Annotated in this window: 15 protein-coding genes and 1 pseudogene; 8 read left to right on the top strand and 8 right to left on the bottom strand. The window is 60.9% G+C overall.

What is annotated here, in order from left to right; genetic code table 11:
• Window positions 1-4: 4 nt before the first annotated feature.
• The 3 genes and pseudogenes from WGT02_RS04385 to WGT02_RS04375 all read right to left on the bottom strand — a co-directional run bounded on the left by WGT02_RS04385 (window position 5) and on the right by WGT02_RS04375 (window position 3,679).
• The gene (locus WGT02_RS04385) at window positions 5-1,117 is read right to left on the bottom strand and encodes an NAD(P)/FAD-dependent oxidoreductase (protein WP_024313105.1); all 1,113 of its coding nucleotides are present in this window, start codon (window positions 1,115-1,117) and stop codon (window positions 5-7) included.
• 195 nt (window positions 1,118-1,312) lie between these two features.
• A pseudogene (locus tag WGT02_RS04380) lies at window positions 1,313-1,826 on the bottom strand (DUF1214 domain-containing protein); the annotation flags it as partial.
• Between the two features lie 230 nt (window positions 1,827-2,056).
• Window positions 2,057-3,679 (bottom strand): ABC-F family ATP-binding cassette domain-containing protein, encoded by a 1,623-nt coding sequence (locus WGT02_RS04375; RefSeq protein ID WP_208248908.1) that lies wholly within the window; start codon window positions 3,677-3,679, stop codon window positions 2,057-2,059.
• Window positions 3,680-3,980: 301 nt separating this feature from the next.
• On the opposite strand from WGT02_RS04375, the gene WGT02_RS04370 reads away from it, so the two are divergent.
• Window positions 3,981-4,613, top strand: coding sequence for a TerC family protein (locus tag WGT02_RS04370; protein WP_024313108.1), 633 nt, complete (start codon window positions 3,981-3,983; stop codon window positions 4,611-4,613).
• 24 nt (window positions 4,614-4,637) lie between these two features.
• Here the strand turns inward: WGT02_RS04370 and WGT02_RS04365 are convergent, their stop codons facing one another.
• The gene (locus WGT02_RS04365; RefSeq protein ID WP_208248910.1) at window positions 4,638-5,231 is read right to left on the bottom strand and encodes a DUF922 domain-containing Zn-dependent protease; all 594 of its coding nucleotides are present in this window, start codon (window positions 5,229-5,231) and stop codon (window positions 4,638-4,640) included.
• A 276-nt stretch (window positions 5,232-5,507) separates the two neighbouring features.
• On the opposite strand from WGT02_RS04365, the gene WGT02_RS04360 reads away from it, so the two are divergent.
• Both WGT02_RS04360 and WGT02_RS04355 read left to right on the top strand, forming a co-directional pair.
• Window positions 5,508-6,428, top strand: a complete 921-nt coding sequence (locus WGT02_RS04360) for a sulfite exporter TauE/SafE family protein (protein ID WP_024313110.1) — start codon at window positions 5,508-5,510, stop codon at window positions 6,426-6,428.
• The gene (locus WGT02_RS04355; protein ID WP_024313111.1) at window positions 6,428-7,234 is read left to right on the top strand and encodes a TIGR02186 family protein; all 807 of its coding nucleotides are present in this window, start codon (window positions 6,428-6,430) and stop codon (window positions 7,232-7,234) included. The genes WGT02_RS04360 and WGT02_RS04355 overlap by 1 nt, the downstream gene beginning before the upstream one ends.
• On the opposite strand, the gene WGT02_RS04350 is transcribed toward WGT02_RS04355, so the two are convergent.
• Window positions 7,162-7,734 carry a helix-turn-helix domain-containing protein gene (locus WGT02_RS04350; protein WP_225039563.1) on the bottom strand — a complete coding sequence of 191 codons (573 nt, stop codon included), beginning with the start codon at window positions 7,732-7,734 and terminating at the stop codon, window positions 7,162-7,164. The genes WGT02_RS04355 and WGT02_RS04350 overlap by 73 nt on opposite strands.
• Window positions 7,735-7,828: 94 nt before the next feature.
• Here WGT02_RS04350 and WGT02_RS04345 point away from each other — a divergent pair, with 94 nt between their 5' ends.
• Window positions 7,829-8,389 carry a dihydrofolate reductase family protein gene (locus WGT02_RS04345; protein ID WP_208248913.1) on the top strand — a complete coding sequence of 187 codons (561 nt, stop codon included), beginning with the start codon at window positions 7,829-7,831 and terminating at the stop codon, window positions 8,387-8,389.
• A gap of 2 nt (window positions 8,390-8,391) precedes the next feature.
• Here the strand turns inward: WGT02_RS04345 and WGT02_RS04340 are convergent, their stop codons facing one another.
• Window positions 8,392-8,970 (bottom strand): TetR/AcrR family transcriptional regulator, encoded by a 579-nt coding sequence (locus tag WGT02_RS04340; protein WP_208248917.1) that lies wholly within the window; start codon window positions 8,968-8,970, stop codon window positions 8,392-8,394.
• 81 nt (window positions 8,971-9,051) lie between these two features.
• Here WGT02_RS04340 and WGT02_RS04335 point away from each other — a divergent pair, with 81 nt between their 5' ends.
• Window positions 9,052-9,996, top strand: coding sequence for an alpha/beta fold hydrolase (locus WGT02_RS04335; RefSeq protein ID WP_208248922.1), 945 nt, complete (start codon window positions 9,052-9,054; stop codon window positions 9,994-9,996).
• Between the two features lie 28 nt (window positions 9,997-10,024).
• Here the strand turns inward: WGT02_RS04335 and WGT02_RS04330 are convergent, their stop codons facing one another.
• Window positions 10,025-11,095, bottom strand: a complete 1,071-nt coding sequence (locus WGT02_RS04330; RefSeq protein WP_208248925.1) for a cyclic nucleotide-gated ion channel — start codon at window positions 11,093-11,095, stop codon at window positions 10,025-10,027.
• Between the two features lie 197 nt (window positions 11,096-11,292).
• Between WGT02_RS04330 and WGT02_RS04325 the strand changes: the two genes are divergently transcribed.
• The 3 genes from WGT02_RS04325 (at window position 11,293) to WGT02_RS04315 (ending at window position 12,830) form a co-directional block, all read left to right on the top strand.
• A complete protein-coding gene (locus tag WGT02_RS04325; protein ID WP_208248928.1) occupies window positions 11,293-11,757 on the top strand; it encodes a GNAT family N-acetyltransferase in 465 nt (154 codons plus the stop codon).
• 109 nt (window positions 11,758-11,866) lie between these two features.
• Window positions 11,867-12,448, top strand: a complete 582-nt coding sequence (locus WGT02_RS04320; protein WP_024313117.1) for a transglycosylase SLT domain-containing protein — start codon at window positions 11,867-11,869, stop codon at window positions 12,446-12,448.
• A 151-nt stretch (window positions 12,449-12,599) separates the two neighbouring features.
• On the top strand, window positions 12,600-12,830 hold the full coding sequence (locus tag WGT02_RS04315) for a hypothetical protein (protein WP_024313118.1): 231 nt from the start codon (window positions 12,600-12,602) through the stop codon (window positions 12,828-12,830).
• A 44-nt stretch (window positions 12,831-12,874) separates the two neighbouring features.
• Here WGT02_RS04315 and pdeM read toward each other — a convergent pair whose 3' ends face one another.
• On the bottom strand, window positions 12,875-13,603 hold the full coding sequence (pdeM, locus tag WGT02_RS04310) for a ligase-associated DNA damage response endonuclease PdeM (RefSeq protein ID WP_024313119.1): 729 nt from the start codon (window positions 13,601-13,603) through the stop codon (window positions 12,875-12,877).
• Between the last annotated feature and the right edge of the window lie 94 nt (window positions 13,604-13,697).

Raw genomic sequence — 13,697 nt, 5'->3', positions numbered from 1 at the left:
GGTGCTACCTATCGATGGAGGCCGCGATCCTCTCGGCCTCAATTCCGATTTCCCGGAGAAGGCCGGTCGGCACGGCAGTGAAGCCGCAAAAGTAGAGGCCGTCATTTGCCGGTTGAATCTGCCCGCGGAGGGGACCGTCGGCGCCGCCAAATCGCTGCGCGAAATCGGGCAGAAGCGCATCAAGCCCCGGCCGGTAGCCGGTCGCCAGAATGATTGCGTCGAATATATCGGATCGGCCGTCGGAGAAATGCACCCGCCGATCCTCGGATGTCGAGATTGCGGGGAACACCCGGATATCCCCTGACCGGATCCGCTCGATCGTTCCGATATTGATCAGAGGCGTACGGCCCCTTTCGATGATGCCGGTCAGCGGGCCATTTCTCGCTCGTTCCAGTCCGAACTTCCCGAGGTCCCCGAACCGCAGGCGCAGGATCGGAGCGTTCGCCGCATCGACCAGGCGATAGGGAAGGAACCGCTGGGCTATGGCAATGCTGGCGCTCGTCAGTCCGAACAGTTCGAGCGGCACGACACTGACCGGGCCGCGCACGGACATGGCGACATCAAGGCCGGCCTCAGCGCATTCGAGCGCGATCTCGCCTGCCGAATTGCCGAAGCCGACGACAAGGACGCGCTTAGCCGCAAGCGCCGCGGCATTCCTGAACTCCGAGGAGTGGAGAAGCTTGCCCGCAAACAGCTCCTGTCCTTCCCAGGTCGGCCTTATCGGCGCGTTTGCGAGGCCGGTCGCGACAATGACGTTGCTCGCCTCGAAAACTCCGTAGGAGGTCTCCACGGTCCACGTCTTGTCCTTGCGGATCGTCGTCGCGCGCACACCAAATCTGACCTCGATGTCGTTCGAAGAGCTATAGACTTCGAGATACTCGATCACCTGCAGCCGCGACGGATACTTCGGAAAATGCCGCGGCATCGGCTTTCCCGGCAGGGCCGAGTGCATCTTGTGGGTATGCAGCCGAAGGCGGTCATAGTGGCGATGCCAGGAGGCGGCGAGCGTATGCCCTTTCTCAAGCACCAGGAACGAGCGTCCGCGCGCCCGCAGCGCCGCTGCGCAGGCCAATCCTGCCGGTCCCGCGCCGATGATGATCGTCTCTGCATCCGTCATGGAGGCCTCTTGCTGATCCGAAGTACGATATGCAGCGGCCGTTCCGAAGGATATGGCCGCGCAGGACGAGGCGTTCTAGGGCCGCGCCGCGCTTGTGCGAAGGACAAGGAAGCGATGCTGCCGTTAAAACCCACTGCCCACCCGCGATTACCTCGCCACGAGCTTCCGCCAAACGCTCGCAACGACCCGACGACACTACTCGGCATTCTGTGGCGGAGGGAACTCCATTTCCGTCGAGTATATCCGCCCGAGGTCGATACAGGTGAACAGTGTTCCAGCCTTTGACGACGGGCAGGCAGTTTGCGACCTTCCCATTGCAGCCGCCGAATTGCACGTCGAGAACCGTCGGCAGCCTTTGCGGCGGTGATGTTGTTGAGCGTGTACGCGTTGCGCTTGTTTTTCTGGAAGTGGCCCTTTGCATTTTAGACGCTGATGGACCAGAAGCCATCTACCAGCACGTCCTTGACGGTGAGCTCGTAGACTGTCTTGCCGTCGTTCTTTTCGGGTGTCACATTGAGATAGGTTGCATCCTTTTCAGGGTTTCCTCCCCATCCCGTCGCCGTACCGATCAGATGACGCGCCGGATCGACGGCTTCCTTGTGCCGAAGGCGCCTTTGAAGTCCGGAATTGTAGCGCCCAAGATCAGAAGGGCATCGCGGACAGCCTTCTGGCTTTTCTGATCCCATTTCGGCATTTCGAACTTGCCGGCGCCGGGACGGCGGCCGACGACACGGAGGAGTTCGGGGATCTGGAACGACGCCTTGCGGAGGCGGCACGGCACCAGCCGGAACTCAGGTCACGGCTCAGCGCCTTTCCTGGCCGGTACGGCCTGCCGGCCGCACCGAAATGCTGATGGTGAACGAAGTCCGGGCTCCGGCGAACCCTAGCGCCCGGGAGAGGCGCTCGCGGGGGCCAGCCACGGCATTCGTCGTGATGTCGTCAGCTCCGCAGACCGGGGGCTTCCTGGCCGGTGCGGGCGACATATTCCGTATAGCCGCCGCCATATTGGTGGATACCGTCGGGCGTCAGTTCCAGCACGCGGTTGGACAAAGCGGCAAGGAAATGCCGGTCGTGCGAGACGAACAGCATGGTGCCCTCGTATTGCGACAGCGCCTTGATCAGCATCTCCTTGGTATCGAGATCCAGATGGTTCGTCGGCTCGTCCAGCACCAGCAGGTTCGGCGGATCGAAGAGCATCTTGGCCATCACGAGCCGGGCTTTTTCGCCGCCGGAAAGAACGCGGCATTTCTTCTCGACATCGTCACCGGAAAAACCGAAGCATCCTGCGAGCGCCCTGAGCGGCGCCTGGCGCGCCTGGGGGAAGGAGTCCTCCAGCCATTCCAGCACAGTTCGATCTCCGTCGAGCAGATCCATAGCGTGTTGGGCGAAGTAGCCCAACTTGACGCTGGCACCGAGGGCGACGCTGCCCTGATCCGGTTCGGTGGAACCCGCCACCAGTTTCAGCAGGGTCGACTTGCCGGCGCCATTGATGCCCATGATGCACCAACGCTCCTTGCGGCGGACCATGAAGTCCAGGCCTTCATAGATGGCCCGGCTGCCGTACTTCTTGTGGACGTTCTTCAGGTTGATCACGTCTTCGCCCGACCGTGGTGCGGGCAGGAAGTCGAAGGCGACGGTCTGGCGTCGCTTCGGCGGCTCGACCCGATCGATTTTCTCCAGCTTCTTGACGCGGCTTTGCACCTGCGAAGCGTGCGAGGCGCGTGCCTTGAAGCGCTCGATGAACTTGATTTCCTTGGCAAGCATTGCCTGCTGGCGCTCGAACTGCGCCTGCTGCTGCTTCTCGTTCTGCGCCCGCTGCTGCTCATAGAACCCGTAATCGCCGGAATAGCTATTCAACGAGCCGCCGTCGATCTCGATGATCTTGCTGACGATGCGGTTCATGAACTCGCGGTCGTGTGAGGTCATCAGCAGCGCGCCGTCGTAGGTCTTCAGGAATTCTTCCAGCCAGATCAGGCTCTCGAGGTCCAGGTGGTTGCTCGGTTCGTCGAGCAGCATGACGTCCGGGCGCATCAGGAGGATGCGGGCAAGCGCCACGCGCATTTTCCACCCGCCCGAAAGCGCTCCGACGTCGCCGTCCATCATCTCCTGGGTGAAGCTGAGACCGGCCAGCACTTCGCGCGCACGGCCCTCGAGTGCGTAGCCGTCCAGTTCCTCGTAGCGCGCCTGGACTTCGCCGTAGCGCTCGATGATCCGGTCCATCTCGTCGAGCTTGTCGGGATCGATCATCTCCGCTTCGAGCTCGCGCAGCTCGGCCGCAACGACGCTGACCGGGCCGGCGCCTTCCATGACCTCAGCCACCGCGCTGCGGCCCTCCATCTCGCCGACGTCCTGATTGAAGTAGCCGATGGTCACGCCCTTCTCGGCGGAGACCTGGCCTTCGTCGGCCTGCTCCTGCCCGGTGATCATGCGGAAGAGCGTCGTCTTGCCTGCGCCGTTCGGGCCGACAAGGCCAATCTTCTCGCCTCTGTTAAGCGCCGCGGAAGCCTCGATGAAGAGGATCCGGTGGCTGTTCTGCTTGCTGATATTCTCGATACGAATCATGTTTGCGTGGAGTCCGAAAGAGTTGCGGCGCCCCTCCGTCATGCGTACCGGGGCCTTTTGCGGCTCTCGCTAGCATGTTCAGAACGTCATGGCCAATCCCGGGCGATGCAAAGAATTCGATGCATCCGGAAAGCGCCCGGACAACGGTGCATGAAGGGTACTCAATCGACGGGGCGGAACATCAACAGGCGTGAGAACTTTTCCACAATGTCCTTCAGCCACTTGATAAGCAGATCAGCGATCATTTATGCGTTAGCAGCGCGCCGGCAGGCGTTTCGCATATGTCAGGGATTGTCACGTCATGGAAATTTTCACTTCTGCCGGCTTGCTGGCGCTTCTGCAGGTCATCCTCATCGACCTCGTGCTTGCTGGCGACAACGCCGTTGTCATCGGTCTTGCCGCGGCGGGGCTGCCGACCGACCAACGCAAGAAGGCGATCCTCGTCGGCATTCTTGCCGCCACCGTACTGCGGATCGCGCTTGCCAGCGTCACCGTCCAGCTTCTCGAGATCATCGGCCTGCTGCTGGCCGGCGGCATCCTCCTGCTCTGGGTCTGCTGGAAGATGTGGCGCGATCTGCGCAACGGCAGCGGCAATGAAGCGGAAGGAGCCGAAGGCGGCGCGGCGCCAAAGAAGACCTTCTACCAGGCGGCCAGCCAGATCGTGATCGCCGACGTGTCGATGTCGCTCGACAACGTGCTTGCCGTTGCCGGCGCGGCCCGTGAGCATCCGACGATCCTCGTCATCGGCCTGATCCTGTCGATCGCGATGATGGGTATCGCGGCGAACTTCATCGCGCGCCTGCTCAACCGCTACCACTGGATCGCTTACCTCGGTCTGGCCATCATCATCTACGTGGCGCTGAGCATGATCTATCGCGGGGCGCTTGAGGTCTGGCCGCATTTGGCCCCGGTCGCCGCCGCCGCTTTGGGCTGATCCGGCATGGCGTTCGAACGGTCCTCAAGGGCCGTTCACGAGCTGCAGGATGAGGCGGCGGATATTGCCGCCCTCGCTCATCTCGGCCTTGTCGAAATCGCGGCCGCGCTGTCGCTGCCGCGCGGAGAGTTCGCCGAGCCGCTTCGTCAGCTCGATCCGGATCTTCCTGCAGTCGGGATCATCGTCGGCAGACAGCCCGACGCTCGTCGCCTCGATATCCCTGACCATTTCCTTGATGTGGTCGCCATGCACCCGCTCATGCGTTTCGATGCCGGCAATGAAGGTGGCCCAGCTTGCCTGAGTGACCGCGGAAAGCTCTACCGCAGGCTTCGGCAGCGTATAGGTGATGATCAGCTTTGGCCGCGCCGCAGCCAGGACGCAGGCGTTTCCTCGGCGCTCGTATTTTCTGGTCCAGGTCAGTTTGAACGTCGTATGCGCCACCGCGCGACTGCCGCCAAGCTCGGGACCTTTCTCGCCGATTGAATCGTAGAGTGCTGCGCCTGAACTGCCAGTCACCGCATAGGTCCGCACTTGTTCAACCGGCTGCCATTCCGCCTTTGCGGCAATCGGCTGCAAGACCCAAGCAACCAATAACCAACGAACCAATCCTGCCTTCACGCGAATCCCCCATCATGCAGTGTCGACCCTAGTCGGCAGGTGCGTCGCGTTCAACCGCGACGGATCGAGCACAACGATGGATCCTGCGGGCTCGTCCTCTAAAGGTCTGTCATAAAACCCAAAAAAAGCCTGATTATTCGAGAGTGATCACGCTATCGAGCGGATCGCATGTCGCTTATCGAAATCCTCTGGCAACGATTTCACCGTAGGATGCGCCATTCGAACAGGATGTAAGAACGCCTGCCTGTGGGGGCAGTTCATAGATCGGGGTCTGCTGTGACAATCTATCTGCCTATCGCAGAATTGTCGGTGAACATCTTCATCATTCTCGGCATGGGGGCGGCCGTCGGCTTTCTCTCCGGAATGTTCGGTGTCGGCGGCGGCTTCCTGATCACACCGCTCCTGATCTTCTACAACATCCCGCCGGTCGTGGCCGTCGCCACCGGCGCCAACCAGGTTGTTGCCTCCTCTATCTCTGGTGCCATCACTCACTTCCGACGTGGAACGCTCGATGTGAAGCTCGGAACCGTGCTGCTCGTCGGCGGCCTTTCCGGCGCGACCCTCGGCATATGGATCTTCTCGCTGCTGAGGCAGATCGGCCAGCTCGATCTCATCATCTCGCTGCTCTACGTCGTCTTCCTCGGCACGGTCGGTGGGCTTATGCTGCTCGAAAGCGTCAATGCCATGCGCCGCGCGGCAAAGAACGTGCCGCCAACACCACGACGACCCGGCCATCACCATTGGGTGCACAAGCTGCCGCTGAAAATGCGGTTCAAGAAATCGAAGATCTTTCTGAGCGTGATCCCGGTCATCGCGCTCGGCTTCGGCATCGGCATCCTGACATCGATCATGGGCGTCGGCGGCGGCTTCATCATGGTGCCGGCGATGATCTATCTCCTGCGCATCCCGACCAACGTGGTTGTCGGCACGTCTCTGTTCCAGATCATTTTCGTGACCGCCTACACGACTGTCGTGCAGGCTGCGACCAACTTCTCGGTCGATATCGTGCTCGCCTTTATCCTGATGATCGCCGGTGTGATCGGCGCACAATATGGCGTGCGCGTCGGACAAAAGCTGCGCGGCGAGCAGCTGCGTGCGCTGCTCGGGCTTCTGGTGCTCGCCGTCGGCCTTCGCCTTGCCGTTGCGCTGGTCGTAACGCCAGCGGATGTCTACTCCGTGGTCATGGGGGCGAATTGATGCGCCGCTTCCTCGCTGCTCTGCTATTTTGCGCCATGATGCTTCATGGTGTCGCGACCGCGCAAATGCTGCTCCCGGGCCAGGCGAGCCAAACGACGGCCGAAGGACTTGAGATCGGCACGTCCACCAGCGAGATCGCCATCACCTCGGATTTTCGCGGCGCAGACCTGACGATTTTCGGGGCCGTGACCAACACCGACAGCCTGCTGCTGGCGATTGGCCAGTATGATGTGGTGGTCGTTCTTGAGGGGCCGCGCGAAGACGCAACCGTGCGCCGGAAGGAGCGTGTGTTCGGCATCTGGATCAATACGCGCTCGATGACCTTCGAGGCGGTGCCGCACTCCTATTCCATGTCGAGTTCGCGCATGCTGGATGACATCACCACGCCGCTCGACCTTACGGACAGGGGAATCGGGATCGATCACATTCCGCTGACGCCGGTCGGCTTCGTCGGCGATGCCAGCAATCTCGGCGAGTTCCGGCAGGCCTTTCGCCGGCTGCAGGAGAACGGCGGCCTCTATGATCGCGACCCGAGCGGCGTGCGTTTCGTAAGCTCCAGCCTTTTCAAGGCAAGCCTGCGGTTGCCGGCAAACATTCCGAACGGCGTGCACACCGTGCGCGCCTATCTCTTCAAGAGCGGCAGCTTCGTCACCGAGAAGTCCGTTCCGCTGCGCGTCATCAAGACAGGGATCGAGCAGATGATTACGGACGCGGCGCACGCCCAACCGATCGCCTATGGCTTGCTCTCCGTCTTCCTCGCGCTCGTCACGGGCTGGGGCGCCAGCGTGGTGTTCCGCAAGGATTGATCAGGCCGATTTCCGGCGACGACATCGAGATAGGCTTCGGTCAGGCGTGCGAGCACGGACGGCGTTCCAGCAGGCAGCTTCTTGCCGCAATGCTTGGCGCGCAACTCGTCCATGAATTCCTCCCAGAGTTCCGCACCTCCGGTCTCCAGAAGTTCGGCCCGAATGGAGAGCTCCTCGGAAACCGGAAGATGCCTGCGTCCCCAGGCACCCATATGCGCAAAGATCGGCACCAGCTGGATCGCCATTTCCGTCAGACTGTAGATTGCCTTCTGCTTGTGCGTCGGATCGGCCTCACGCGTCAGCAGGCCTCTGTCGACCAGGCGACGCAGGCGGTCGGCCAGGATGTTCGACGCAATCCGCTCTTCGGAATGCTGCAGCAATTCGCGGAAGTGGCGCCGATTGCCGAACATGATGTCGCGAATGACGAGCAGGCTCCAGCGATCGCCGAGCACTTCTAGCGTCAGATTGATCGGGCAGCCGGAGCGGTGAGCATCGTCCATAGGTTCCTCCAAATAAACTGCTTGCACTTTGCCACCAGTCAACCTAATTTTCAACCAATTGCTAATTGCAATCAGTCTCGAGGAGGACGAATCCATGAGGAAGCTTGTTGTTTGGAATCTGATGACGCTTGACGGCTATTTCGAAGGCACGAAACCGTGGGGTATCGAATTTCACAATCTTGCCTGGGGTCCCGAGCTGGAGCGCTACGCCGAGCAGTTTGGCGAGGAAGGCGACCTGCTCGTCTTCGGCCGCAAGACATATGAGGGTATGGCCGCCTACTGGCCGACAGCCGAGAGCGAAGAGAAGATCAAGGCATACATGAACGACATCGCCAAGATTGCCGTATCAAAGACGATGACGGCGGCGAACTGGAACAACACACGCGTCGTCAGCGACCCCGTCGCAGAATTGAAAAAGCTGACGGCCGAGGCGGGCAAGACGATCTTCATTTTCGGAAGTGCGGAGCTCGCGGATTCGCTGCTGAAGGCGGGGCTGGTGGACGAGATCCGCATCTACCTCGTGCCGGTTATCCTCGGCGGCGGCAACCCGCATTTCAAACCGGCCAGTCAGCAGCTTCCCCTGAAACTGCTCGAAAGCACGACGACTGAGGGCGGCGCGGTAATCCTGCGATACGAACCGGTCAAGGCAGGCTGAAGCTACCTTCGAGGAGCCGTCGCGATGAGCGCCGCCGCCGCGCCTCCCGCCGTCTCCAGATAAGTCGAATCGCGATGAAGCAGCACGACGGAGAAGGCACCGTCGAGCAGAAGAATGACCTGGCGAGCCAGCTGCCGAGCGTCCTTCACACCCTCTTGTTCGAAAATACCTGCCAACCAGTCCTCCACGCGGCGCTTGTGCAAGGCAGCAGCCCTCATAGCCGGATGCCCCGGCATATTGGCAAGCTCTGCTGCCGTGCGAAGAAAGCCGCAGCCTCTCCACTTGGGATGCCGCGTGGATCTTGCCAACCTATCGAAGATTGCCTTGATTTTGATGGCGACGTCGCCCTCAGCCTCGCCAAACCAACGTTGAAACAATGCCAGGTTCGGCTGATCTCGCTCTTCCAGATAGGCCGCGATCAGGGCGTCCTTGCTGTCAAAGTGATAATAAAGCGTTCGTTTCGTAACCCCGGCTGCCTCGGCAACAGCGTCGACGCCGACGCTTTTGATCCCCTCGGCATAGAAGAGCTTGGCGGCAGCAGCAACCAGACGTTCTCGAGTGTTCGATACAGATAAGGCCATAGGGCAATGTATACCGACCAGTGAGTGTCAACAACACTGCTTCGCGTGTAGCTTCTGCCAAGAGGAAGATCGAGGCAGAGCATGCTTGACGATGAGGTCGACAACCAGAATTTGCGAACGGAAAGACGCCACCCGGCAACGGGTGCAACGCCCATCGTAATCGTCGCTGGCGATGCCGTGCCGCTTGGAGGCCATCTCTGGCATGCCAACAGGCAAGCGCCGCTGGCCAGCGTCATCATCAATCCGGCAACGGGCGTCCTTGCTCACTACTATCACTACTACGCCCAGTTTCTCGCGCGGCACGGCTTCGACGTGCTCACCTACGACTACCGCGGTATCGGCCAATCACGACCGGAATGCCTTCGGGGCATCGGCTACCGCTGGCGCGATTGGGGCGAAAAGGACTTCGACGCGGCACTGCGTTTCATGCATGGCCGCTACCCCGAGGCACCGGTGATGGTCGTGGGCCACAGCATCGGCGGCCACCTGCCCGGCCAGTCGGCCAACGCGCATCTGATTAGCCGGATGCTGACGGTTGGCGCGCAATATGCTTACTGGTGCGACTATGCGCCGGATAGGCGAGCGAGGCTCTTCGTCAAATGGCACCTGGTGATGCCACTACTGACTGCGCTCTTCGGCTACTTCCCCGGCAAGCGCCTGGGGTGGCTGGAGGACTTACCCGCCGGTGTCGCCAACGAATGGAGTTTCCGCCGCGCGAAGATGGAGATGTCTTATCCGCGCGTGGAGCGCGCAGACGTGCTCGGCCGTTTCGATGCCGTCACGGCGCCGATCCTTGCAGTCGCCCTTTCCGATGACGAGTTGGGCACAGTGCCAGCCATTCGCCGATCGCTTGGCTATTACAGAAATGCCGTCAGGAGAGAAGTCTTGATGACGCCAGAGAGGCTCGGCTTTGAATCGGTCGGGCATTTCGGTCTGTTTCATACCCGCCATGCCGCTGGATTCTGGCTGGATACGCTTCTCTGGCTGCGCGATGGCATCAATCCCTGGCCGGAACAGGATGTATAAGACAGCGGATGAGAGGCCGCAGCAGCGATCAGCTCTTTGGTATGGCGCCCCGTCGCTCGAGTGCCGTCTTGCGGATGATCTCCGCAATCTCGGGACTGCTGCTCGACAACATCTGGAAGTCAACCGCATAGAGCGACAGCAGGGAGACCTCGGTTGCTGCGCTGACGGTCGCTGAGCGCGGTTCGCCGCTGATGAGCGCCATCTCGCCAAAAAAGCTTCCTGTACCAAGCTCTACCGGATGATCGGGCGTCGCTACACTGACCCGGCCTTCGACGATGAAGAACATCTGGTCGCCAACATCGCCTTTGCGGCAGATCACTGCACCGGCGGGCACGATACGCGGCCGCAGCGCCCGCACGATCTCGATCAGTGCCGCGGAGCCAAGCTTTTGGAACAGGGGCACGGCGGCGACCAGCTGCCAGTTGCGAACGAAGTCCCGGCGACGGATCTCTTCGTAGAAGCCGGTGGCGAGGATACCGGCCCAAAGCGCAAAAATGCCGATGCCGCTCATCATCACCAATCCGGCCAGCACCCGGCCTGCCAGGCTTTGTGGGATCTCGTCGCCGTAGCCGGTCGTCGACAGCGTCACGACCGCCCACCACATCGCCTGCGGAATGCTGCCGAACTTATCCGGCTGGACGTCACGCTCGATGACATAACCAGCCAACGCAGCGCCAAAAAGAACGATGCCGAAGACAGATGTCACGCCAAGCAGATTGCGCGATTCATTCGCAACGACCTTTGCCATCAGCCTGAAAAACGTCGAATCGCGCATCGGCTTGAGGAGCCAGACGGCGCAGTACAGACTCCAATCGCGCGAGGCGATCAAAAGGAAGGCCGCCATGGGGACGAAAACCGCCAGCAGGTCGATCACGAGGGCGGCGTTCCCACCCGATAGGCGACTGCGACGCCGCACAAGAAGCGTGCCACTCAGCTGTAGGACATAGACGACCCAGATTGCTGCAAGCACGGCTTCCACGACGAGCCTTGTCTCTCCGGCGAGATCGGGGGTCGTGAGCGTTGCCACCGACAAAAGACCAATCGCGGTCAGCAGCGCATTGAGTGGCGAAGAGATCTTCGAGAAAGGCACTGCCGACATTCAATACTCCACGAACTGACCAGGCATTTTCTCAGAATAGATGCCCTGAGGCCAAGCGCAACGGGGACGGTGCGCCGCGGAAAAGACGCGACACGCGTTCCTTTAGCTCTTTCGGGCCAGGCAGTTTGGCTATCAGCCGGTGACCCGCGCCGCAAAGAGTATAGACCATCCAGACAGCGAAACGGATGCTTGCGACCATGGTGACTTTGCGACGCTACGTACCGGCAGATTGCGATGCGACGGTGGAGATTTTCCTGCGGGCGATCCGCGAAGTCGCGTCCAAAGACTATACGCCGGCGCAGATAGAAGCCTGGGCCCAGGTGGCCGACCGGCAGGCCTGGGCGGAGCGCCGGTCAAACCGGCCGACCTGGATTGCCGAGGCCGCAGACCTGCCGATCGGCTTTGCCGATCTGGGGTCCGACGGGCATCTGGACATGATGTTCGTGTATCCCGGCCATCAAGGGATCGGGGCGGCGACTGCGCTGCTGCGGACAATAGAAGAGGAAGCCCGGGCACTCGGGCTCAGCCGCATCTTTACGGAAGCAAGCCTGACGGCCAGGCCTTTCTTCGAACGGCGAGGTTTCGTCGTGCTGACGCGCCAAAGCGTCGAAAAGCGGGGACAGGCGCTGGCCAACTTCCGGATGGGAAAATTGCTCCCATAGATCGGGCGAGCACCGTCGCCATTTCACCAGTGGCAACTCGCATTCGACTAAAAACCGCTCGTTAATATTTACGAGTTAGTAATCTCTCGGTAACGAGAGGTTCCCTGTAATGCGTATCCGTGCCTTCCTCGCCCTCGTGCTTCTGGCACTTGTTGCCGGCTGCGCCACGACTCCCCGACAGACCCGAAACATCTGCGCCGTCTTCGAGCAGCGCGACGGGATGTTTACGAGCTGGCAGCGCGCGGCCGAAAAGACGGAGCGCAAATATGGGGTTCCGGTCCCGATCCTGATGGCGACGATGTATACCGAGTCCGGCTTCCAACCCTATGCGCGACCGCCGCGCACCAAGCTGTTCGGCTTCATTCCCTGGACGCGACCGTCCACCGCCTACGGCTATTCGCAAGCGCTCGACGGCACCTGGGATCACTATCAATCCGCGACCGGCAGCTGGGCCGCGCGCCGCACCAACTTCGCCGATGCCATCGACTTCATCGGCTGGTACCATTCGCAAAACAGCCAGATGACCGGCATCCCCGTGAACGATGCCTACGGTCTATACCTCGCCTACTATTCCGGCCCGAAAGGCTACATGCGCGGCGACTGGCGCTCGAACGCGCAGCTACAGAAGACGGCGCAGCGTTTTTCCAACATGGCGACGACCTATCAGCGGCAGTTGCAGGAGTGCAATTGAGTTCTTCGCATTCACCGAAAAAACCTAGTAGAATTCATACACAACCCTGAAGAACGAAACAAATTTGGGTTGGTCGGCATGTCGCGACAGTATTGTTTGACAATACATTCGCGCCCATGGGATTCTTTCTGAAATAGAATCAGGAGAATAGATGGCAGAGCGCTACTTATACGATTACAGCTCGCACCGGGCGGTCATGTATGGCGTTGGCGACCATCTCTATCCGCTCTCCGGCAGCAAGGCAGAGCACTGGATTTCCGGCGACTATATTTTCTGCATGAAGACCCAGGCGATTTCGTTCTGGATTCTGGGAAAGGACGTCTACGGCCATCTCGGCCGCGGCGAGCTGACACGCCAGCCTCTCTACTATTTCGGCGACTAAGGCGAAGACGGCTGGATAGCTCCCCGCCTGCCGCCCAGTGGCGCTCACCCCACGAGGTTGCCAAACCTGACGGAGTAGATCCGGTCGCGCCCAAGAAGGTGGGCAATCAACGAGGCCTGATCGAACAGCCCCTTCATCGCCTTGTGGCGAAGATCAAGGCCGCCGGTCATCACGCCGAAAGCCGGCATCAGCAAGCGGGCGCCGTCAGTGGCGAAACACGGACGGCGGACCGACTTTTCGCGGCGGCGCACCGTCGCGGCGGGATGCAGGTGTCCGGCGATCTCGCCCTTCTGCAGGCCGCCCTTCGGCTCGTGGCGAAAGGTCAGGCCGCCGAAATGCATTTCATCGACCGAAGCGCCCGGCAGATCGACGGTCCCGTCGGGATCGTGGTTGCCGTTGATCCAAATCCATTCGCGGCCACGGGCCATTTCCGATATCAGGTTGCGGAACGCCTCGGGGAGATGCGCCGAGCCGACGCGGTCATGGAAATTGTCGCCGAGCGACACAACCAGCTTCGGATCGTAGCGGCTGACGACGGCCGAAAGCACTGTCAGCGTCGCCAGCGTGTCGTAGGGCGGCAGGAGCATCCCGCGACGGGCAAAAGCCGCGCCCTTCTCGAGGTGTAGGTCGGAAACGACGAGGATACCGGCATCGGGCACGTAGAGCGCGCCGAGCGGATCGCAAACGGCAGCAACGCCATGCACAGACGTCTCGACGCCTGGCAGTGCGGTCAGTCCGTTGAGTTCACGCGCGAGCGCCAGGCGGTTCATCAATCCTGTCAGTCCTTTGTCATGGAAGCGCTACCTTCAGGCAGACGCTCATCTCTTCGTCTCATGCAATTCCGGATGGTAAGCCGGCGCGAACCTT

It is taken from the genome of Rhizobium sp. T1470, assembly GCF_042140505.1.
GTDB classification, from domain to species: Bacteria; Pseudomonadota; Alphaproteobacteria; order Rhizobiales; family Rhizobiaceae; genus Rhizobium; species Rhizobium favelukesii.
The sequence above is the reverse complement of the archived record's forward strand: the minus strand, read 5'-3'. Positions and strand labels throughout refer to the sequence as shown.

Coding starts and splice junctions, on each gene's coding strand:
- WGT02_RS04355 (WP_024313111.1), top strand. CDS start 6,428: ATGCGCCGCTTCCTCGCTGCTCTGCTATTTTGCGCCATGATGCTTCAT.
- WGT02_RS04375 (WP_208248908.1), bottom strand. CDS start 3,679: ATGATTCGTATCGAGAATATCAGCAAGCAGAACAGCCACCGGATCCTC.
- WGT02_RS04320 (WP_024313117.1), top strand. CDS start 11,867: ATGCGTATCCGTGCCTTCCTCGCCCTCGTGCTTCTGGCACTTGTTGCC.
- WGT02_RS04345 (WP_208248913.1), top strand. CDS start 7,829: ATGAGGAAGCTTGTTGTTTGGAATCTGATGACGCTTGACGGCTATTTC.
- WGT02_RS04385 (WP_024313105.1), bottom strand. CDS start 1,117: ATGACGGATGCAGAGACGATCATCATCGGCGCGGGACCGGCAGGATTG.
- WGT02_RS04335 (WP_208248922.1), top strand. CDS start 9,052: ATGCTTGACGATGAGGTCGACAACCAGAATTTGCGAACGGAAAGACGC.
- WGT02_RS04340 (WP_208248917.1), bottom strand. CDS start 8,970: ATGGCCTTATCTGTATCGAACACTCGAGAACGTCTGGTTGCTGCTGCC.
- WGT02_RS04315 (WP_024313118.1), top strand. CDS start 12,600: ATGGCAGAGCGCTACTTATACGATTACAGCTCGCACCGGGCGGTCATG.
- WGT02_RS04330 (WP_208248925.1), bottom strand. CDS start 11,095: ATGTCGGCAGTGCCTTTCTCGAAGATCTCTTCGCCACTCAATGCGCTG.
- WGT02_RS04370 (WP_024313108.1), top strand. CDS start 3,981: ATGGAAATTTTCACTTCTGCCGGCTTGCTGGCGCTTCTGCAGGTCATC.
- WGT02_RS04325 (WP_208248928.1), top strand. CDS start 11,293: ATGGTGACTTTGCGACGCTACGTACCGGCAGATTGCGATGCGACGGTG.
- WGT02_RS04350 (WP_225039563.1), bottom strand. CDS start 7,734: ATGGACGATGCTCACCGCTCCGGCTGCCCGATCAATCTGACGCTAGAA.